This is a genomic window from Pedobacter sp. AC190, assembly GCF_979258025.1.
In genome coordinates, this window is record NZ_OZ409824.1 from 4,376,825 (window position 1) to 4,398,945 (window position 22,121).

Below are 22,121 nucleotides of genomic sequence, written 5' to 3' on the forward strand. Positions count from 1 at the left end.
CTTATAGTTTATAGCGTAAGCCAAGTAAATAGAATTGTTTGTATTCATCTTTTCGAACGAAAACGTTTTCCCCAACGGTTTGATTAGCCACATCTTGATTAATTGTTGATGCAGTAATTTGATAAGGTCTTCTAATTTCCAGCTCAGATGGTGTGTTTAAAAGGTTGTTTACCTTTATATAAACTGAAAAGTTTTTTGATATTTTCTTTTCTGCAGAAAGATCTAAAGTAATGGTTCCTTTTTGCCAGATATCGTTATCCAGATAAGGCGAAACGGTGAAAATTCTTGGTCCGGTGTAAACCGCAGCAAGCTGTGCATCAATACCAGATTTAGCATCTTTAAACAATAAGGATAAGTTTCCGATATGTTTAGATTGACCTTGGAGCGGGCGAGTTTGCTCTTCGGTACGTTGCGTTAAACCTGTCGTAGCCGCATCTCTATATAAAACTGTTTTGGTTGTTGTAATTTTAGAGTTGGTAAAAGTATAGTTGGCACGGAAACCAAATTTGCTGATGTACTTGGTAAAATCGGCTTCGAAACCATAATTGGTTGCATTACCAAAGTTAGCCGCAGTGTAAAAAACACTTGTAGCCTGGTTAACTAAAGCAAACTCGATCGGATTTTTAATGTTTTTATAGAATACACCAACTAATAATTGATCAAGCTGTTTAGGAAAAAGCTCATATCTTAAATCGAAGTTATCTGATGTAATTCTTTTTAAATTCGGATTTCCAAGTTCCTGGTAATCTGCATCAGGATCGCCACCTGTATGTGGAATTAGCTCGTAAAAACCTGGTCTGCTTATGGCAGAATAATAAGATAAGCGAAGATTTTCTTTATCACCAAGCGCATACTTAAAGTTTAAACTTGGTAAAAAGTCATCATATTTTTTCGAGCCTATTGCACCAATAATTTGATTAATATTTGCTGAAGTAGTCCAATCTTGCTGCGTATTTTCGTAACGAAAACCACCTAAAGTTTGTAGTTTTCCAACATTAAATTTAAACTGCGCATAAGCCGCAGCAATTTTTTCTTTAAAGTTATAATTTAAAGGATCGCTTGGCGAGCCACCAACTGTTTGCACCATAAAAGTGTTGTTGTTGATATTTCCATCATAAGTTTGAGTAGTGCTACCTGATAATCTTAAAGAATAATCATCATAACTACTGGTTCTTGTTTTATCACGATACATTCCACCAAAACTAAATTCAACCTTAGTATCTGCAATTTTTGGTTTGTAAATAAAGTTTAAATAAGCTGTTTTATCCTCGTCAGAATTTTTTGCCCAAACATGAGATTGTGCTGCTCCTGTAGAATTAAAAAGTATAGGATTTTGCGATGAACCCGTTTTGTTTCCAGATGCATCAAAAATTGCTGTTCTACCTGTTACAATGCTTAAACTTGCACGATCAGGCTCGTTTGCATCTGCTTTTGCATAAACTAACGACCAGTTCATATCGAAATTATCAGCCAGTTCATGTTCGCCATGTAAGTTTGTGCTAAAAATCTGCTGAACAACTCTGCTACTTCTATAGTTGTTGCTAACACGGCCAGTTCCCATCCCAACTCGGCCTAAATTCAATGTCGTATCGCTTTGAAAGCGGAACTGATTTTGGGCAAGATTCATATAGGAAGCATAAAGATCTAACTTGTTGGCCTTATTGAATTTGTAGTCTAATTTTGCATGTAAACCAGTACGTTCTTGCTGAATGCTGTATGCTCTGCTTTGAACACTTTTTAAAGCAGGTTCGTTTGTGGCTCTATCTACATCGGTATCGTAAAAAACTGTTTTCGTTCCTCGATAGGTATTTTGATAACTGATTGCAGCAAGTGCACCGAATTTTTTATCAGCAGATCTGCCTCCTACACTTAAACCAAAAATGGTAGAAACTGGTGCTTTTTTAGTGCTGTAGTTAAATGGATTGTTAGGAAAATCGGCAAGAGTGGCCGAATAGCCATTTCCATTAGCAATTCTGGGCGAGCTTTTAGAACTTGCAGAATGATCAAACTTGGTATAATCCTGATCGAACAAAGAACCTGCCATACCAACAGCAGCATTGGCACGAACTGTAAAACGATTTGGAGCATCTTTCAATACCAAATTAATTCCCCCACCAATTGCATCACCTTCTAAATTTGGAGTTAGCGATTTGTAAACCTCCATACGATCTACAATATCTGCTGGAAAAATATCTAAAGGCACATAGCGGTTTTTATTATCAGGACTTGGAATTTTTACACCATTTACAAGCGTGTAATTATAGCGTTTATCCATACCACGAATAATTGCATACTGCCCTTCCCCGTTATTACTTCTTTCTATAGAAACACCTGAAACCCTTTGCGTAACATTGGCAATCGTTAAATCAGGCGAAACTTCTATCGCTCTTGCAGAAACCGCATTCAATACCTGATCTGATTTACGTTCTATTGAACGAGATTTATAATCGCTACCCTCATCAGATTTCCCAGAAATTTTTACTTCATCCAGGTTACTTGATTTGCTTTCGATATTAAGATTGATAATTTTAACTTCCCCAACTTTTAGTTCAAAGTCTTTATCTTCATCCTTATAGGTAACATATTTCGCTTCTACTTCATATTTTCCTTTAGGAACATTTCTAAAAGTATAGCTACCATCAAGCCCGGTGCTAACTGAAACCTTATAGGTTTTATTATCATTTTTTAGTGTTACGGTTGCACCAACTAAAGTTTCTTTCGAGTCTTTATCTGCTACAATTCCTTTAACTGTTCCCGTATTTTGGGCAATTGCCATAAGGCAAAGAATCACATTAAATAGTGTGAGTAAAAGTTTCTTCATTTACGATTTTATTTATCGCAAAGGAACTTCCTACAGTTTAACATAAACACGCAATCGTATTAAACTTATGTTAATTTTTTATTTTTATTTTATTAATGAATGATAGGTTACGAAAGGCATTATTTAACATTTAGTAAATACTTATGAGCATCATCCTGAAGGCCAAAATTTAACATTTTAAGCCTCTTTAAGTAAAAAGCACGTACCGAACTCCACGTATAAAAAGGGAATGAATTGGTTGGCAGACCATTAATTAGAGCTTCTTTTTCGTTAAGTAAAAACTTAACTAAATATTTCCCGTTAGATTTATTTTGATAAAAAATCCATTGAATATTTGCGCTAAAAGGAATTACATTTTCTGCTTTCCAATTCTGGTTAAACTTCATTACATCGTTCGCAGATTCTGATGCCCCCTTTATATTCATTATTGCGGCAAATGGTGCAATTGTTTCGGCATGAGAAAAACGTAAATCCGCACCAACTGGTTTAGATTTTAAGAAAGCATCAGTTGTATTAATAAAATCGGCTAGTAAGGGTGCTGCAATACGTACCTGTATTCCGTTATTATTCATACCTGGTCCTTTCGTTAAAAAATCCTCAGCATCGCCAAGTGTACCTAAAACGCTTAAATCTTCCATCGAAAAAAGCGATTTAAAGTCCAATTCTTTTGCGGTAAGCCCTGCCTGTTTAATTTCTGCACCAACAGCATTAAGAATGGTGTAAAAACCATAAATATCTTCAGTAAAGGCAATTTTATCTTCCTGGGTTAGTTTAGATAGGTAACCAGATTTGAAAAACTTTGAGGTAAACTTATTCGAAATGGTTTTTAGTTGTTTTGATTCGGCTAATTTTTGATAAGCTCCAATCCAGTTACCTTTTTCTTTAAACTCATCGTAAGTTTTAGAGAAATCGTAAAAACGCAAATGGTCATCATCAGCAAAATTAAAAGTTACTTTTTCGGCTGAAACTGGGTTTCTCGATTTTAACCCTTCTAAAAATGCTTCTGCACTTTCTTTAGTTCTCCCTTTTTTTGTTGTTGAAACTAAAATGGGCTTAGCAGGAACAAAAATCGATTTGTGGTGATCAAACATTCTCTCTGCAATACCTTTCAGTTCATCTTCTCCGCTCTTCGAAATTGATGCAACATGCCCTTCTTCCTCTTTACCTAAATTAAGTATGAGTTGTTTTAAGTATTTACCGTCAGCAGTTAACTCATTCAAACTATCGGCTGTAGAAATTCTTTTATAAGCACTAGAAATTTTAATATCTTTTGTCAAATGCCTGGCTCCGTGTCTGCCCACATAATTAACATAAACAGGTTCAAAACCTACAGGGGTTTTAGCGTACTTAGTTTGCTTTGGTTGATAAAGCGTTTTTGTACCCAAAGATTCAGCTATTTTATCTTGCGAAAAGCAAAATAATGTTGTGGTAGAAAGCAGCAGAAAAAGAATGTTTTTTTTCATAATCATTATAGCGCCAAAAGTATGCGTTGCAATATTAAGTTAATATTAAATAACCAGGCATCTTTAGAAAATATTAGCACAAAGTTATTTTTACAACTGTTTTCTCTGCAAAGCGAAAACTTAATATTGAAACTATTTCTTTCGATTATAGTTCTTACTATCTTTAATTTAATGTATTGGTATGAAGAAGAGGTTAAACAGCTTGAAAGATCACATCTTAAAGATAGAACAGACTGCGGAATTATTTTTTATGGAAGTTCTACAATAAGATTGTGGAACAATTTAAATAATGATTTTTCAGATTTAAAAGTAACAAACCTTGGTTTTGGTGGTTCTACACTTGCAGCTTGCGTTTGGTTTTTCGAGCGAATTATGAGCGATTTCAAACCTCAGGCGCTTGTTGTTTACGCTGGCGATAACGATTTGGGCGATGGAAGAAATCCTGAAGAAATTTTTATTTTCTTTCAGCAGTTAATGTTTAAAGCTAATTTAAAATTTGGCGATTTGCCCTGCTTCTTTGTTTCGCTCAAACCCAGTATTTCGAGATGGCAAATGGCCGATCAGTTTAGATACACAAATAATCTTATTGAAAGCGAAATTATCAAACTCAATAACAACTGGAAATTTATCGATATTTTCAAAAGGATGCTCGATAAATCGGGCAGGCCAAACCCGATATATTACGACCATGACGGACTTCATCTGAGCGAAGAAGGTTATCGTTTATGGAAGGAAATTATTCACGATCGATTGATTAAATCATTACCATTAATTAATACTTAAGTAATATCGTCTGATTATTTTTCCACTACAGATAACGTAAGATGAAAAGAGAATATCACAAGTGGTTTAGCAATAATCTCCAACGAGATATGGAGCTTTTAATTTTTGGACATGGCGGAAGAGCAGTTCTTTTTTTCCCAACAAGAATGGCCAGATTTTACGATTATGAAAACTGGGGAATTATTGATTCGCTAGGCGAAGGAATTGAAAATGGAACCTTTCAAATATTTTGTGTAGATAGTGTTGATGGCGAAAGTTTTTATAATGATGATGTATTTCCGACGGTTCGTATCGAACGACATTTACAATACGAACAATATCTTTTAGAGGAAGTAATTCCACTTATCAAGCAAAAAAACAGTGAAAACTATATTGAGACTGCTGGTTGCAGCATGGGCGCTTATCATGCTATTAATCTGGCTATGAAGTACCCGAAAATATTTAAAAAGGCAGTTGGTATTAGCGGAAGATACGACCTTACCGATGCACCAGGAAATTTTAAAGATCTACTAAATGGCTTTCATGATGAAAAGGTTTACTACAATATGCCTGTGCAATACATTGCAAATTTAAATGAAAGCGAACATCTCGAAGCTGTTAGACAAATGCATATTATACTGGCTGTTGGAGAAACTGATCCTTTTCTAGGTAATAATCAATATTTAAGCAGTTTACTTTGGCAAAAAGGCATTGGTAACGAATTTCACACTTGGGAAAGCGACGCACATAAACCTTATTTTTGGAGAAAAATGGTGCCGCTTTACATCTAAAAATTTCTTACAGATAATTTACATATTTCTCTTCAAAACTTCCATCGGCAAAAAGATCAATTAGTCCATAACCAGGCGCAGTTTCTCTCCTGTTCCCATTCCACCAGGCGCCAGAAACCGCACCATTACACAAATAAGTAACACCATTATACACAACCTTATCTTTCATGTGAAGGTGACCACTTAAGCATAACTTAACATTTGGGTGTTTGTAAAAAAGGCTAATTATTTTCGAGGTGTCCGTATGCATGTCTCCACCAAGGATCGTCCATTTATTTAAAATATCATCTTCAATCATCAACAATGCCGTTAATATTGGTATATGAGACATAACCAAAACAGGCATTTCAGGATTAGTAGTTTTAAGCTCCGACTCCAGCCAGTTAAATTGCTCATCACCTAATTTGCCAATATACCAGGTATGATCAATATCCAGATGAACACTATCTAAAACAATAAATTTCCAGCCATTTTGAATAAAACTATAATAAGGTTTAACTAAGTTTAACTTGTCCATCGAATATTTTTTCCCATAGAAAGTATCGGCCTTGCTATTCTCATTCCACCAGATATCGTGATTACCCAAACAATAACGAACTGGCAAACTACATTCGTTTTTCATTGTATTGTTTAATAACTGCCATTGCTTATCTATTGTCGAAATATTTTCTTTATTCATATCGAAAACTACATCCCCGCCGTTTAAAACCAAATCTACTTTTGGATTTTGTTCTTGCAGATGATGGAGACATTTTGCAAATTTTGCTGGTGCACCCAACTCATCCTTTAAATGAACATCGGTAAGGTGAGCAATTCTTAAAACTGGTTTTTGGGTTTCTTCTGTAAAGCCTAAACTAACTGAAGGAAGCAAAAACAGGCCTCCAATATTTCTTAATGCGGTTCTTCTTTCCATAGGTGAATTTATCAAACAGATTTGCTGATGCAGGCCAAAATTAGTTTTACAATATTAACAGGAAGTTAAATATTGAAGCGATAATAAAAAGAGTGCTTAAATCCATCAATAAGAAATCGTTTCGTTACCGTTATCTAATTGTTAAAATAAAGATTATCAATAGGAAAAGAGTATTTTTGGTTATAGATAAAAAAGATATGAAACAAGGCTTATTAATAGATATGGATGGCGTAATTTACAGCGGTGAAGAATTAATCTTCGGTGCTGATAAATTTATCAAGAAACTTATAGACGAAGACATACCCTTTGCATTCATGACGAATAACAGTCAGCGAACACCCTTAGAAGTGGTTAGAAAACTTAAAGGATTAGGCATTAAAGTAGAAGAAAGCCATGTTTATACCAGTGCAATGGCTACAGGAAAATTCCTTGCAGACCAAAGTCCTAACGGAACAGCTTATGTATTGGGCGAAGGTGGTTTGTTAAGTAGTCTTCATGCGCATGGAATAACGCTTGTAAATACCGACCCAGAATTTGTTGTGCTTGGTGAAGGGAGGAATTTCACTTTAGAAATGGTTCAAAGGGCTGTCGATATGATTTTGGCCGGCGCTAAATTTATAACAACAAACAGAGATCCATCGCCGAAAAAACCTGGATGGAATAACCTGGGCATTGCCGCAACAACAGCCATGATTGAGGAAGCAACGGGCAGAAAGGCTTTTGTAACTGGAAAACCAAGTCCGGTTATGATGCGTTCGGCGAGAAAATTTTTAGGTTTAGAAACCAGTGAAACTACAGTAATTGGTGATACGATGGAAACTGATATTCAAGGTGGCGTGCAAATGGGCTATAAAACCATATTGGTATTATCAGGAATTTCTACAAAAGATACCTTAGGACATTATGCTTTTAAACCCGATTTAATTTCGAGTTCTGTTGATGAAATTGCATTTCCACTTGCATGGTGGGATTCAAAATCTTAAATTAAAAAAGGGCGGTCAGAATCACCAGCACCGCCCCGTCCTTTTTGCTCTGGCCAGATCGAACAAATAAAAGACGTAGTATATAAACAATAGTTGCATCAGTACACTACAAAAAAAGAAACCCAGGCATAGCCTGGGAATCTCGTATTTACCAACTAACGAAAACTATTGAGGATTTTGATTCAGATTGTCTAAAATCACTTCCCTTTGAGGGATAGGTAAAAGAATTTTATTTTGAGTTAATACATATGCCCCTGAAGGATATTGAGCTGGAGCTTTTGCAATTTCTCTTTGTCCGTGTGCGTTCATAACTTCTACAGCTTTTCCAGTGCGTACTAAATCAAACCAACGATGATTTTCGAATGCAAGCTCTACTTTACGTTCCTGATAAATTGCATCGCGGAAAGCAGCCTGAGAGTTCACATTTAAGGTAGCAACAGGATTTCCAGAAGTTTTTGATGGGAGACCAGCACGTGTTCTAATCGCATTTAACAAATTGAAAGCTTCGCCTCCAGCGGTAAACCCTTGTTCATTTAAACATTCTGCAATCATTAGCATTACATCAGCATAACGAATAATAGGAAAATTTACGTTTGTTTGCCCTGGCTGAACAAAACCTTGATTGTATTTTTTGATGTAGGGTACGGCTACAAAACCTGCAGTTCCAGTAAATCCTTCAGCAAGCGAAACATCTTTACGTAAATCTCCAGCCTCGTAAGATGAAATTAAATCAGTAGTTGGTGTATTCCAGCCACTTGTAAAACTTAAGTTCGTTCCGGGATCTTGGGTAACAACTGTACCAGAATTAAATGGCGCAAACTGATACATAAAGTTGCTAGATAAGTTTGTACCCGCAGTTGCATAATATTGAATCTCGAAAACCGATTCAGAATTATTTTTATTTGTTGTTAAAAAGATGCTGGAATAAGTTGGCATTAACGTGTAGCCTGTTACTTTTCTCAGCGCAATAAGTGCTTCAGGAAATCTTTTCAAGGTCATGTAAACCTCACCTAACAAGGCATTTGCAGATCCTTTTGAAACACGACCCTTATCTGCAGCAGGATAAGCACTTGCATCGGGTAAGCTGTTTCCAGCTTCGGTTAAATCGGCTATAATTTGAGTATAAACAGCCTCAACCGTAGCCCTGCCTTTTGATGGTGCATCTGCTGGTGCTTTGGTTACTTCCAAACGTAAAGGAACTCCTCCAAACTGCCTAACTAAGTTAAAGTAGTGGTAAGCTCTTAAAAACTTAACCTCTCCTATCGATTGTGCTTTCGAAGCAGCAGACATTGGAATATTATTCACTTTATCCAGTACATCATTACATCTGAAAATAGAAGTATAAGTATCTCTCCAGAAATCCTGCAACAATGTATTTGCAGAGTTTGCTAAAAACTGATCTACTTGTTCTCTGTTCTCTTGACCTCTTTGAGGTGCATTGTATTGAAAAGTTGTATTATCAGAACGCATTTCGCCAAAAAGCCAGAAACTGAATGTTCCTAAACCACGAAGTGAACTATAAGCGCCATTTACGCCTTGTTTTAAATCAGACTCTGTTTTCCAGAAATTAGCATCTGTTAAGCTTGATTCAGGTGCCTGATTTAAAAAATCTTTCTTACATCCTGAAATCGAAGAAGCCAGGATTAACAAAGCAATTGATATGTATTTTGATTGATTTTTCATGTTTTCTTATTCTTGATTAAAAGGTCATGTTAATACCAGCGGTAACAATTCTAGGAAGCGGATAGGCAGTAAAGTCACGTCCGGGAGTTAATGCCGAGAAACCATCGTTTGTGCCTGCTTCAGGATTTGCACCACTATAATTGGTGAAAGTATACAGGTTTTGCACGCTCGCATATAGCCTTAATCCTTTAATAAATCTAGATGAACTAATAAATTTCTGGTTGAAATTATAGCCTAATGATATGTTCTGGATACGAACAAAACCCGCATCTTCAATCCATAGTGAACTTACCTCGCGATATAATGTTCTACCACCAACTGTTGTAGGTGCAAAACCATTACCTGGATTTGATGGAGAACGATATCGATCTAATACTTTACGATCTACGTTGAACACCCCATCTGTGTTCGTTAGAAATTCATTACCAGTTTTCATAATCTGGCCGCCAACTGTACCAACTACAAGCACATTTAAATCGAAATTTTTATACCCGAAAGTATTGGTTAAACCGAAGGTGAAATCGGGCTGCGAATTTCCAATAACGGTAAAATCTTTTACTGCCTCGATAATGCCATTACCATCAATATCTTTATATCTTACCGAACCAACTACAGACGAACCGTCTTTAGGCTGACTGGCTAATTCAGCAGCATTTTGATAAAGGCCATCGAACTGGAAACCGAAGAATTGACCAATTGGCTTTCCAACTTCTGTTTTATGGGTAGAATAACCGCCACCACTTCTGCCACTGTAGATTGGCGCATTGTTATTGCCTGGATTTAGTTCTAAAACGATGTTGCGGTTAACACTAATATTTGCATTGGTATTCCATGTAAACTCACCAGTTAAGTTTTTAGAACTCACACCGATTTCAAAACCTCTGTTTCTAACCTTACCAAGATTGATGGTTGAAGAAGAAAATCCAGATGCCGAAGGTAATTCAGCATTAAGCAATAAATCACTTGTAATTCTATTATAGAAATCGAAAGTTAAGCTCAATCTGCTTTTAAATACCGATAAGTCAAAACCTAAATCAAGTTCATCAGCTTTTTCCCAGGTTAAATTCTCGTTTGCTATTGAACCTGAAACTCTTCCGCTTGCTAAAGCACCACCAAAAGAATAGTTTGAGGAACTTATACTTGATGCATATTGATAATTTGGAATATTAAAATTACCAGTTCGGCCATAACTTGCCCTGATTTTTAAATCGCTTAACCAGCGAGCATTCCTTAAAAATTCTTCTTGAGATGCTCTCCATGCAAATGCTGCCGAAGGGAAAGTTCCATAACGATAATTCGATCCAAAACGCGATGAACCATCAGACCTAACGGTTGCAGTTAACAAATACTTATCTTTAAAAGTATAATTTACCCTTGCCAGATAAGAAATTAACGACCATTTCTCTATACCTGCAGCAGTACCATTAAGTAAGGTTGATGCATTTATGGTTTGAATTAAGTTATCTGGATAGTTTGTTGCACCGAATGAATAACCTTCATACCTTTCTTGCTGAGCCGTGTAACCTGCAACAGCACTAATTTTATGATCTTTACCAAAACTTTTATCATAAGATAAAGTTAACTCCGATAGCCAGTTGGATGTGGTATTCTGTGCTGTACTTGAGGATGGAATTGATGGATTTGGATTCTGATTACCAGTTTCTCCGATAACAAATGTTGGATTAAATGAGAACGAGCTGTTGTTAGTATAGTCATAATTGAAAGCATACTTTGCTTTCAAGCCATCAATAATTCTATATTCGGCAAATGCAGTTCCAAGTCCTCTAAAATATTTAGCTTTTGTGCCACCATACTCCAAAGTATTTAATGGGTTACCTGCACCAATTGCTCCTGGAGATGTAATAAAGAATGTTCTGTTGCCAGATGCATCGTTGATAGGCACGATTGGACTAAGCCACAATGTACGCGTTAAAATATCTCTTTGGCCAGATTCAAAGCCGTTTCTATTTTGAACACCACCACTTGGAGCGATACTTAAACCAACTTTAATTTTTTTACTGATGTCAGATTCGATGTTGAAATTAACAGAGTATCGTTTGTAATCGGTGTATCTAATTGTTCCTTGCTGCTCTAAACGACCAAGTGAAGCCGAATATCTGGTACTTTCAGATCCGCCACGAATGCTTGCATCAACATTGTTTTGCATGGCTGTTCTTAATACGGCATCATACCAATCCGTGCCTTCGCCATATTGCGCTGGGTTTCTGAACTGAACTGGAATATCAGCATCTGTAGCCGTCAATCCTCTCGATGCGAAATCATCGATAATCATCTCTTTTCTGAATTGTGCATATTCTGTACCGTTAAGTACATCAGGGCGGCCTTTTTGTGGAACTTGCTGTGCACCGATATAGGAGTTTACACTAACTACCGGAGGACCAGTTTTTCCACGTTTAGTGGTAATCACCACTACCCCATTAGATCCTCTAGAACCATAAATAGCTGTTGATGATGCATCTTTTAAAATCGTAACCGATTCAATATCATCAGGACTAATCACATTTAAAGGATTATAAACCTGTCCGCCTGAATTCGATATCGCAAATCCATCTACTACAAATAGTGGATTATTACCCGCTGTAATAGAGCCCGTACCACGAATTTTAATATTTACGCCACCGCCTGGTGCACCAGTTGGAGCGCTAATTTGCACACCTGCAACCTGGCCTACCAATTTTTGATCGATAGAACTTACAGGCAAATCTTTAATCTGAGCTGCAGATACTGTAGAAACTGACCCCGTTAAATCTTTCTTCTGGGTCGTTCCGTAACCTACAACAACTACATCATTCAAATTATTTTCTGATTCATCTAGTTGAATAGCAGCTAAATTCCCTGAGGCTGAAATTTCCTTTTGTGTGTAACCTTGATAAGAAATTATAATAATATCTGTTGAGGCTACATCCTTTAAAATGAATCTACCCTCATTATCAGTCATTGTTGCCGCTTTACCGCTTTTTAATCTTACGGTAGCGCCTGGAATTGGTTGTCCTTGTTTATCGACTACCTTTCCAGTAACATCAGCTCTTTTAAGTTTTTTTGAAACCTTATCACTAATAAGATAATTCGGCATTTCACTTGCAAAAATTTCGGTTGCGGAAGTAGTTAATGCACATGTTAAGAGGAAGGCCGAAATCTTCCAGATAGATGCTTTTGCTTTACCGCAAGGCATTTTTTTTCTGTTTGAAGTATATTTTTCCATGTTTTAATTAGTTGCGTTTATTTGGTTTAGTAGTTTTTAATAATTTGGCCTTTCGCTGAATTTGGAAAAACCTAAAAATTATTCTGTTTCTCAATAAGTATTCTCAATTTTAAATGCTTAGTATATTTTATTTCATTGGCTTATGGTTTTGTTTTGAAACTGATGGATTAAAAATTCTAGCTGACAACTGCCAGCTAGAAAACATTACTAATCAAGCTATCCAATACCGCTATTGATAGTTTGTTTTTAATCAAGTTGATACTTGTTATTCTTTAAAAATTTGGAGTATTGATGATAAAAATCAGGCATAACAATCCCATATAACCTTTTTTGGTAATTCAATTATGATTAATTGGACACTTAATTAATCAGCTTTAATACTTTGTTCTTTTGCTTATTCGATTAACAGATTATACTTTAGCTGAGTATTTTTTTCATCGGTGAAATTCTTTCCTCCATCAGTGCTTAAGGCCGAAACACCACTATTATTATCTTTGGAAATACCAGAAGCAAAACCGTAACAACCCTGACTCGTTTTCGAGCTAAGAATTACAACATACTGCTTTCCTTTTTTAAGGTTAATCATAGGTTTTACGGTTTGATTTCTTGCCGACCATCCTATCGAATCTTGCGGAACGGTTATCGAAACCAAAGCTTTATTACCTGTAACTTTACCCATTTTTGATTCATAAAAATCCATTGTAAAATCTTGATTTGGATAACCGCTTTTAAGTGTTGTAATGGTAAAAGATTTTAAAACACCAGATTTGTCGGCAGTAAAGAACTGAGATCTTTGTTTTTCTTTTCCAATATCGCAACCAGCAGTAAATTCATCCGATGGTTGTATTTTGGTTTTTTTCATGCTAAAAGAACTTAGACATTCCATTGGTTTAATAGAGCCATCTTCGGCAAAAGTTAACGGAGCCCAGTAAAAGTTAGCTTGCGCTTCATTTTTTGCCGCGTTATTCCATAAGTCGCTTCCATATAAATAAATAGTTTCAGCGTTCACTTTCATTGTCGAAACAAAAGACGGTTGTCCGCCGCAAGAATTATCGCTAATCTTTTTTCCTTCCGACCAGGGACCTAAAGGAGATTTAGCAGTTTTGTAAGAGGTGCCTGTTCCAGCGCAATAGCCACAATTCGGATCGGAATAAGTAATGTAGTATATGCCTTTGCGTTTAAAAAGTGCTGGCGCTTCAGTTTTACCAGAAGTAATTGAGTTTGCAACCTTTCCTGTTCCTGATAAGTAATCATTAGTTAGCTGCTCTACAACGATAGTACCTTTTGTTCTCCAATCGGTAAAAGCAAGATAACCAGTACCATCATCATCAATAAAAAGATCGTGATCGCCATTATTTAAACCTGCTGCAGGCATGTTGCTGTTAACCGCAATTTTTGGCTCTGCAACTTCGGTAAATGGGCCTATCGGAGATTTTCCAGTGAAAACACGATACCCACTCACGTTATCGTAAACATTTATCCACAACACATAATTTTTGCTCTTCTTATTATATACAACGTGCGGGCGAAAACATCCGTAAGTTTTACCATCACACCTCGATTGCCATAACGGAGTTTTAGCATCAAACATAAATCCTTCGTCTTTCCAATTAACCATATCTTTCGAAGAATACGTTTTAAACCCACAGAATGGCGCTGTTTTATTATTCCATTCGAAACCACAATCGTAGCTTGTTCCATACAGGTAATAGGTACCTTCAAAATATGCAATTTCACCATCGTGTGCATCTACTGCATTTCCCAAATTATCAAAACGCGTAATTTGCTTTCCATCAGCTGTGAAATTTTTAACCTGTGCTCTGCCCACAAAATTAAGGCATATCAAAAGCACTAATGTTGAATAAAATTTAATCATAAATTGGTTAGATATAGTTAAATAATTACGGTAATGAATTACTAAAACGTTTAACCAAAATTAAGCGATATTGCAAAGGAGCAGTTATACAATTTGATAATACTTTTGTACTTTATGACTTAATGCCTAACAAATTCTTCCCGTGGCACTTAATCTAAAATCGCTTGGTGCCAAACCCGTTTTTTCTTTAAATAATTTCGAGAAATAGAAATAAGATTCAAACTTAAGTTCGTAGGCAATTTCTTTGATTGGAATAGTATGATCGCTTAAAAGCTCTTTGGCTTTATCGATTTTTAATTTTATATAAAACTGTCCTGGTGACATGCCCGTTTGGGCTTTAAATAATTTTCTGAAGTAAGAATAACCAATCATAAGTTCGCAGGCTGCCTGTTCGGGTGTAAACGATTTCGATACATTAGAGCGGAATAACAATTTGGCTTTATTCACAATAGTTTCTTTCTCCTTATCAGGTGTTGCATTTTCTTTCTTAACAGCATGAATACAGCCTAATAAGTGCAAAATCTCTCCCGATATTTGTGGATGAAAAACATTGTCGCCTTTTTTAGTTTTATCGATTATTGAATTTAAAAGGTTAAATGCGTAATCACTAAATCCAAGATTAATACAAGGTTTTTCTGGTGTGAAAATTTTTCTACGCACCAAATCATCCATAATTTTACCTTCAAAACCTATCCAATATTCATCCCATCCCGTTTCTTCTGCAGGTTTATACCGATGTCTTTCTCCTGGAAAAAGTAAAATAATAGTGCCTGGAAAAATAGTGGTTTGTTCGAAACTATCAGACTCAAAAACGCCTGTACCACCTGTAACATAAATTAACTGATACTCGCTTAAAACACGACCAGTTTTCCAATTAAAAAAATACGAGTTTGGGTGATTATTTACAGGATAAACACTTGCTGCTTCTACGTGTGTATATCCAGCATTTAATACACTAAGACCCCAATTTTCCTCTTCATTAATTGCTGGCAGATAATTGATGTAGTTATTCATGATTATTTTATTTTAATTCTTCTCCAAAACAACATGGTACACCATTTTAGATTCGTGATTGAATGACTTAATTAAACACAAAATATGCTCAACTTTGAGCAGTTAAAACTATTTAATAAATCGATTTACAATAGTTTCAGAAGTGTTTTATATTTGGTTACCTAATCAATTATAGATTTATTAAAGTTCATTTGCAAATTTAAAAAAAGTGCCTTTACAGTATTGCCATACAGGACACTACAGGACAGTTGGCCGAAAATCGACGGTTTTTTATAGTTTTAGGTGGTTATCATCTCTAAAGTAAAATCGCATAAATATTTGTAACATTTTTATTACATAGACTAATTATTTTTCACCTTCGAGGCATTTCGAATTTTGGCTATAATTTGTAGCAATCTAATCGTAAATAAATTCTGTGTAAAAGGCAAGGCAGAAGGCATTATATTATTTGTATCAAAAAGGATAATAAAAAAGCCAAATCGTATTAACACCGCGATTAAACAAATTATAAATTTGAGGCTTTAACCATGTATAATCTAAAGCATTTTTATGCTAAAAGGACGGGAAAATTTAAAAATTAGGGTGTTTAACATCAAAGTTAAAGGCGGATTTAGTTGTACGTTGCGGTTTTATGGCCATGTAGATTGGACATATAGAATATTGCTAGTACGACATTACATACTAGGTAGCATATATATATGATGTCAGCTGTTGAAATTATAGTTTTTACAGATACTTAAGCGGGTTTCGCGAGAAAGATAGAAAATTAAATAACATCGATTAAAGGGAATTTCGAAGTTAATTAGTTGAGGGTTCTCAAATTGACAAAAGGGAGCACCTGGATTATTACTTACTTAATGGCTGGCTGATGATTTTTTTGGCTAGGGTTAACAGGGTGATAACAGGGTGTAAACTCGGTCAGGACTCGGTTATGACAGGGTGCGTAACCCTGTATAAAGCCTGTGTTTACCCTGGCTAAATCCTGATGACAAATGGGAAATATCCAGCGAATGTTTTTAATAGCTACAAAAGGGTAACACGGGGATTGGAGCCAACAGATTTTTTGGCTACTTGTTAGACAATAAGCGCTCAGAATGGCTTTTTGGATATAATAAGAATACCAGTATCTGCAGCCGTGCAGCCTAGCCTTTGAAAGACGAGCCAGACTTATTTAAACCAGACCTAATGGAAAACCCGCAATAGCTGTTAAATAATCTTATAAATCTGCAAACTCTAATAATAACGCAAAAGCTATGTTTCAATCACGTAAAAAATTAAACTATAAAAAAACTTCTTTCATAATAGCTGTTATACTTAGTTTATTTCCAATTTTAAGTTTTTCATTGAATATCGAAAATGGAATTAAACATGATTTAAACACCAAAAGTATTTCCATCACATCGCCCGACAAAAATCTATCGCTTTTAATTGATTACAAAAAAGGTTGCGTTATCAAAATGCTAAATATTAAAGGGACAAACAAGCTTTCTAAAAATGGTGTAAATACAGGTTTTAATTTTAAAAACAAGGAGTTTAACTCTTCCAGTTCTTCCAAAGATATCAGCGTATCTAAAACTGCAAATAGCATAATAATTAATGGAATAAAATTCGGCGAAGCGCACATTAGTGTAACTGAATCCTGGACTTTTAAAATAGAAGGACAAAGTATAATCTGGGATATAAACAGAACATTTGACAATGATGCTGTTTTAGAAGACACTTCGTTTCCACAATGGAATTTTGCCGATTTGAATGTTTGGAAAGGTGGTATTTTAGATAATGGAGGTATGGTTTGGAGCAAATACCTTAAAGACGTTAATGATACTTGGGGCGTTCATACTGGCGGGGTAACATTTTGGAATGCAGAATCTGGAGATGCACTTCGAATCAGTACAGAAACTGAATCCAATAAATTTATTGCTTCAAAATTTTCTCAAAGTAAAAATCAAGAATTTACTTACACACAAATGGTTACAGATTTACCTCTTGAACAGCGCTATGATTTAAGTAGGTTCAAGGCCCGCCATTTTGATGTTTTTTCAGCTTTTAAAGTAAAAAAAGGCAAAACTAATTTACGGTTAAAGCTTCAATATGTAGATTATTTTAAAGAATATTCGAGGGGTATATTACCTGGAATTGATGGCGTTGCGGTTAGAGAGCTTTTAAATACGACTGGACGTTATGGGGTTGTAGATAATAATATTGTTGGGGCAAATGGATGGCTCACCAATTGGAAATGTTTACACGAACCGTTTTTCGCTCAAATTGGCATGGCGCTTAACGATCCAAACTACACCAAAAATATGTCTTCTACACTAGATCAAGAGCGGGATTTAGCCATGCTCGAAAATGGAAGAGTATTATCTAGGTGGCATGACATTCCTGGTGATGAAATTAAAGACACATACAATTCAAAAACTGGTTATTACGAGGCAAAATGGGGCTATACCGTCGACTCACAAACTGGATATATAATTAATACGTCAGAGCAGTTTGATTTAAATGGAGACATTGGCTGGTTAAAATCGCATCAGAAAAGTGGCGAAAGCGCGTTAAACTGGCTTATAAAAAGAGATTCTGATGGAAACGGAATATTCGAAATGATGAATAATAATATCGCAGAAAAAAAAGCCAGCGATTGGCTGGATATAGTTTGGGCAGGGTACGAAAATGCTTTTGTAAATGCTCAGATGTACGAAGCCTTAACGCTTTGGGCAAACTGTGAACGCGTACTTGGTGCAACAGAGCAATCGGATTATTATTTAAAAGTTGCCGAAAAACTTAAAAATGCCTTTAATAAATCGACCAAAGAAGGTGGTTTTTGGTCTGAAGAAAAAAAACAGTACATATATTGGAGAGATAAAGATGGAAGTACGCATGGCGATAACCTGGTTACACCAGTTAATTTTGCTGCAATAGCTTTTGGTTTGTGTGACGATAAAGCAAAAATTGCACAAATATTAGATGGAATTGAGCAACGAACATCGTCAGAAAAACTTTTCCATTGGCCACTGTGCTTCGATTCTTTCAAACGAGAAGAAGTAAGTCCTGGTAACTGGCCATTTCCCAAATACGAGAATGGCGATATTTTTCCAACCTGGGGTTATTTAGGAATACGGGCTTATTCAGCATACGATAAAAACATTGCTTTAAAATACATTAACAACTTGTTAGAGCAATATCATAAAGATGGCCTTTCTTCGCAAAGGTACAGCCGAAGTACACAATTAGGTCTCGGAGATGATATTCTTGCTGGAATATCGACAAGTATTACCGCTTTATATAGAGACATTTACGGCATAAGACCCAAGTGGAATAGAATGGGTTTAGAACCAAATATGAACAATAAACTTAACGGAACTATTTTTAATTATTCATTAAGGGGAAAAGATTACAAATTAAAATTAAGTGTGGGCGATTATCAGATGCAAACCAAAACATTTGTAATAAAAAGCAATGAAAGTTTTGGTGCGAATAGAAACGAAAATCAATTTGTTTATTTTCATGGCAATAAAGAAGAGCATAAAATTAAAATAATTTCGAAAGCAAAAATCAATCTCGAAATAAAGAAATGGGATAAAAAAGAGCTCTCTTTCAAGGCGAACAATTCTGGACCTTGTAGCTACCAAATTGATGGCTTAGTATCAAACGCAAATTATAATCTTTCCATAAATGGAAAAATTAAATATTTATACACCGATAATCTCGGAAATATTTCTTTCAGAACCAGTTCAAAAACAACCGAAAATATTAGCTTAATAAAAATATAGAAAGTTTACTTTGACGAATTAAATAGCAGGATAAGTATTTGCCAACAAAAACTTAAGGGAATTAGATGATTTCGATTTCAACAACGAGAAATTTTCTAAATGATAATGCTTAAATTGCATCATTCATCTTATTCCCGTTATGAAAGAAATTGCCGACATACTTAAAGCCTACCAAAAAGCAAAAAAAGAAAACAGAAAAACGGCTCTTGCTACAGTAGTTAAGGTTGAGGGTTCATCTTACAGAAGACCTGGTGCAAGAATGCTCATTACCGAAGATGGGCAATTAACAGGTGCCATAAGTGGTGGATGTTTAGAAGGCGACGCTCTACGAAGAGCGCTTTCGGCTATACACCAGCAAGAAAACAAGTTAATTACATACGATACCAACGATGAAGATGACGCAAAGTTTGGTGTTCAGCTGGGTTGCAATGGCATAATTCATATACTTTTCGAACCGATAAAAGAAGATGGGAACTTGAATCCAATTGAATTATTACAGGCAGCAAATCAACAAAGAAAGAATTGTGTAATTGCAACACTTTTTTCGTTAAACGATAAAAGTCAACCTGGTTCGATCATGTTATTTCGCGAAAATGAATGCCTGGAAAATTTACCACCAGAAATTTCGGGAGAGGTTAAAAATGATGCATTTGATGCCTTAATGTCCAAAATATCCAAATTTGAAACCTATTCGATCAATAGCATAGAAGTAGAAGGTTTTCTTGAATTTATTCCACCCCCTATTCAGTTAATTATTGCTGGTGCGGGAAATGATGCACAACCGCTTGCCGAAATGGCAAATATTCTGGGTTGGGAAATTGTTGTAGTTGACGGGCGACAAACCCATTCTACGCAACAGCGGTTTCCGAGCGCTAATCAAATTTTAGTTTCAAAACCAGAAGGGGTTTTATCTCAAATTAAAATAGATGAAAAAACTGCTTTTGTTTTGATGACACATAATTACAATTACGATACAGCGCTTTTAAACTTTTTACTCAGCACAAATGCGCCGTACATAGGCACCCTGGGTCCGAAAAAGAAGCTTATAAAAATGCTTGATGAACTTGGTTGTAATAATGTTGCTAACGAAGAAAGAGTACACGGCCCAATTGGTTTAGACATTGGTGCTGAAACTGCAGAAGAAATAGCCATTTCGATTATTGCAGAGATAAAATCGGTTTTTACAGGCGGATCTGCAATAAAACTGCGGGATAAGAAAAATCCAATTCATTTTTACGAAACTAAAAACGGCTGATGGAAACTGGCATCATTATATTGGCAGCAGGCAATTCGAGCAGGTTTGGCAGTCCTAAACAACTCCTTAATTATGAAGGAAAAACACTTTTGGAAAGGGTTAGTTTAGAAGCCTTGAAGACTAAACATAGGCCAATCATCGTTGTGTTAGGGGCTTATTTTAAAGAAATTGAGTTAAAACACAATCATTCGGACATTACGTATATTGTAAATGAAAGCTGGGAAAACGGAATGTCATCAAGCATTGTTAAAGGTTTATCAGCTATGCTTAATTTACAAAAAGATATAGAAAACGTAACTATTGCTGTTTCTGATCAGGTTTTTATTACTGCTGAAATTTTCGAAAGCCTTATGCAAAAACAAATCAGTTCGAAAAAATGTATTATTTCGAGTGCTTATGCAAAAACAATAGGCACACCATCGCTATTTAATAAAAAGTATTTCGAACAACTTCTATCTTTGAGTGGTGCGAACGGTGCAAAAAAAATATTAGCAGAAAATATGGGCGACATGGCAACTATTTCTTTTGACAAGGGTTATGTTGATATTGATACCATTGACGATTATAACAATTTAATAAACAATAAATGATAGCTGATTCTTTTGGAAGGGTGCATGATTATTTGCGAATATCTTTAACCGATAATTGCAATTTTCGATGCTTTTATTGTATGCCAGAGGAAGATTACGATTTTACACCTGCATCGAGATTAATGCAGCCTGAAGAAATTTTAGAGCTTGCAAAAATCTTTGTTGAGCAAGGTGTAAAAAAAATAAGATTAACGGGTGGTGAACCACTTGTTAGAAAAGATGCCGCTCAAATTATTGCTGCATTAGGCAAACTGCCAATAGAATTGGTTATTACAACCAACGGAACGCGAATTGCAGAAATGCTTCCTGTTTTAATTGAGGCGGGCATAAAAACCATAAATATAAGTTTAGATACACTTCAACCCGAAAAGTTTTTGCTAATAACCCGAAGAGATCTTTTTCATCAAATCCGTAGCAATATCGAACTGCTATTACAGCATAAAATTCAGGTAAAAATTAATATGGTGGTAATGAAAGGTCTTAACGATTCTGAAATAAAGGATTTTATAGACTGGACTAAACATAACCCAATACAAATCAGATTTATCGAATTTATGCCCTTCAGCGGTAATAAATGGACCAGTAATAAAATGTTTTCTCTTGATGAAATCCTCGCTGTAGTTGAAAAGGATTTTACAGTATTGCCGTTAAAAGGACAACCACATGACACGGCAAAAAGCTTTATGATTCCAGGACATGAAGGTTCTTTTGCAATTATTAGTACCATGACAGCTCCATTTTGCAGTACTTGTAATAGAATGCGACTTACAGCCGATGGAAAGCTAAAAAACTGTTTATTCTCAGACGGTGAAACGGATTTGCTTACCCCTTTACGTAATCAAGAGGACATTCTTCCACTAATTAAGGCTTCTATTTGGAGCAAGAAAAAGGAACTTGGAGGGCAGTTACTTACTCATTTCGAAAAGCTGGATGCAGATTCTATTAACAACAGAAGTATGATAACCATTGGAGGATAA

14 protein-coding genes are annotated in these 22,121 nt (G+C 35.6%); 7 read left to right on the forward strand and 7 right to left on the reverse strand.

The annotated features are described in order from the left end of the window. Position 1: 1 nt before the first annotated feature. Entirely contained in the window at positions 2-2,821 is a 2,820-nt protein-coding gene (locus tag ACZZZI_RS19305; RefSeq protein WP_463490797.1) for a TonB-dependent receptor, read from the reverse strand. Between the two features lie 119 nt (positions 2,822-2,940). After that, positions 2,941-4,284, reverse strand: a complete 1,344-nt coding sequence (locus ACZZZI_RS19310; RefSeq protein WP_463490799.1) for a histidine-type phosphatase — start codon at positions 4,282-4,284, stop codon at positions 2,941-2,943. A 171-nt stretch (positions 4,285-4,455) separates the two neighbouring features. On the opposite strand from ACZZZI_RS19310, the gene ACZZZI_RS19315 reads away from it, so the two are divergent. Both ACZZZI_RS19315 and ACZZZI_RS19320 read left to right on the forward strand, forming a co-directional pair. Beyond that, positions 4,456-5,067 (forward strand): GDSL-type esterase/lipase family protein, encoded by a 612-nt coding sequence (locus ACZZZI_RS19315; protein ID WP_344764279.1) that lies wholly within the window; start codon positions 4,456-4,458, stop codon positions 5,065-5,067. Between the two features lie 41 nt (positions 5,068-5,108). Then, positions 5,109-5,837: an esterase family protein gene (locus ACZZZI_RS19320; RefSeq protein WP_463490802.1), complete on the forward strand. Its 729-nt coding sequence runs from the start codon at positions 5,109-5,111 to the stop codon at positions 5,835-5,837. Between the two features lie 7 nt (positions 5,838-5,844). On the opposite strand, the gene ACZZZI_RS19325 is transcribed toward ACZZZI_RS19320, so the two are convergent. Then, positions 5,845-6,750: a metallophosphoesterase family protein gene (locus ACZZZI_RS19325; protein ID WP_316758310.1), complete on the reverse strand. Its 906-nt coding sequence runs from the start codon at positions 6,748-6,750 to the stop codon at positions 5,845-5,847. Positions 6,751-6,947: 197 nt separating this feature from the next. Between ACZZZI_RS19325 and ACZZZI_RS19330 the strand changes: the two genes are divergently transcribed. Beyond that, positions 6,948-7,733 carry an HAD-IIA family hydrolase gene (locus ACZZZI_RS19330; RefSeq protein ID WP_316758308.1) on the forward strand — a complete coding sequence of 262 codons (786 nt, stop codon included), beginning with the start codon at positions 6,948-6,950 and terminating at the stop codon, positions 7,731-7,733. Positions 7,734-7,898: 165 nt separating this feature from the next. On the opposite strand, the gene ACZZZI_RS19335 is transcribed toward ACZZZI_RS19330, so the two are convergent. The 4 genes from ACZZZI_RS19335 to ACZZZI_RS19350 all read right to left on the reverse strand — a co-directional run bounded on the left by ACZZZI_RS19335 (position 7,899) and on the right by ACZZZI_RS19350 (position 15,529). Next, entirely contained in the window at positions 7,899-9,416 is a 1,518-nt protein-coding gene (locus ACZZZI_RS19335) for a RagB/SusD family nutrient uptake outer membrane protein (RefSeq protein WP_463490805.1), read from the reverse strand. A gap of 16 nt (positions 9,417-9,432) precedes the next feature. Further along, positions 9,433-12,639, reverse strand: a complete 3,207-nt coding sequence (locus ACZZZI_RS19340; RefSeq protein ID WP_463490808.1) for a SusC/RagA family TonB-linked outer membrane protein — start codon at positions 12,637-12,639, stop codon at positions 9,433-9,435. A 394-nt stretch (positions 12,640-13,033) separates the two neighbouring features. Beyond that, a complete protein-coding gene (locus ACZZZI_RS19345) occupies positions 13,034-14,515 on the reverse strand; it encodes a family 43 glycosylhydrolase (RefSeq protein ID WP_463490810.1) in 1,482 nt (493 codons plus the stop codon). A gap of 126 nt (positions 14,516-14,641) precedes the next feature. Then, on the reverse strand, positions 14,642-15,529 hold the full coding sequence (locus ACZZZI_RS19350; RefSeq protein WP_316758300.1) for an AraC family transcriptional regulator: 888 nt from the start codon (positions 15,527-15,529) through the stop codon (positions 14,642-14,644). Between the two features lie 1,343 nt (positions 15,530-16,872). On the opposite strand from ACZZZI_RS19350, the gene ACZZZI_RS19355 reads away from it, so the two are divergent. The 4 genes from ACZZZI_RS19355 to moaA all read left to right on the forward strand — a co-directional run bounded on the left by ACZZZI_RS19355 (position 16,873) and on the right by moaA (position 22,121). Continuing rightward, positions 16,873-19,299, forward strand: coding sequence for a glucosidase family protein (locus ACZZZI_RS19355; protein ID WP_463490813.1), 2,427 nt, complete (start codon positions 16,873-16,875; stop codon positions 19,297-19,299). A 139-nt stretch (positions 19,300-19,438) separates the two neighbouring features. Continuing rightward, on the forward strand, positions 19,439-20,554 hold the full coding sequence (locus tag ACZZZI_RS19360) for an XdhC family protein (protein WP_463490815.1): 1,116 nt from the start codon (positions 19,439-19,441) through the stop codon (positions 20,552-20,554). Beyond that, positions 20,554-21,144, forward strand: coding sequence for a nucleotidyltransferase family protein (locus ACZZZI_RS19365; RefSeq protein WP_316758294.1), 591 nt, complete (start codon positions 20,554-20,556; stop codon positions 21,142-21,144). The genes ACZZZI_RS19360 and ACZZZI_RS19365 overlap by 1 nt, the downstream gene beginning before the upstream one ends. Continuing rightward, on the forward strand, positions 21,141-22,121 hold the full coding sequence (gene moaA / locus ACZZZI_RS19370; RefSeq protein ID WP_316758291.1) for a GTP 3',8-cyclase MoaA: 981 nt from the start codon (positions 21,141-21,143) through the stop codon (positions 22,119-22,121). Before ACZZZI_RS19365 ends, moaA begins: the two co-directional genes overlap by 4 nt.

Coding starts and splice junctions, on each gene's coding strand:
- ACZZZI_RS19340 (WP_463490808.1), bottom strand. CDS start 12,639: ATGGAAAAATATACTTCAAACAGAAAAAAAATGCCTTGCGGTAAAGCA.
- ACZZZI_RS19315 (WP_344764279.1), top strand. CDS start 4,456: ATGTATTGGTATGAAGAAGAGGTTAAACAGCTTGAAAGATCACATCTT.
- ACZZZI_RS19345 (WP_463490810.1), bottom strand. CDS start 14,515: ATGATTAAATTTTATTCAACATTAGTGCTTTTGATATGCCTTAATTTT.
- ACZZZI_RS19310 (WP_463490799.1), bottom strand. CDS start 4,284: ATGAAAAAAAACATTCTTTTTCTGCTGCTTTCTACCACAACATTATTT.
- ACZZZI_RS19305 (WP_463490797.1), bottom strand. CDS start 2,821: ATGAAGAAACTTTTACTCACACTATTTAATGTGATTCTTTGCCTTATG.
- ACZZZI_RS19350 (WP_316758300.1), bottom strand. CDS start 15,529: ATGAATAACTACATCAATTATCTGCCAGCAATTAATGAAGAGGAAAAT.
- ACZZZI_RS19360 (WP_463490815.1), top strand. CDS start 19,439: ATGAAAGAAATTGCCGACATACTTAAAGCCTACCAAAAAGCAAAAAAA.
- moaA (WP_316758291.1), top strand. CDS start 21,141: ATGATAGCTGATTCTTTTGGAAGGGTGCATGATTATTTGCGAATATCT.
- ACZZZI_RS19330 (WP_316758308.1), top strand. CDS start 6,948: ATGAAACAAGGCTTATTAATAGATATGGATGGCGTAATTTACAGCGGT.
- ACZZZI_RS19335 (WP_463490805.1), bottom strand. CDS start 9,416: ATGAAAAATCAATCAAAATACATATCAATTGCTTTGTTAATCCTGGCT.
- ACZZZI_RS19325 (WP_316758310.1), bottom strand. CDS start 6,750: ATGGAAAGAAGAACCGCATTAAGAAATATTGGAGGCCTGTTTTTGCTT.
- ACZZZI_RS19365 (WP_316758294.1), top strand. CDS start 20,554: ATGGAAACTGGCATCATTATATTGGCAGCAGGCAATTCGAGCAGGTTT.
- ACZZZI_RS19320 (WP_463490802.1), top strand. CDS start 5,109: ATGAAAAGAGAATATCACAAGTGGTTTAGCAATAATCTCCAACGAGAT.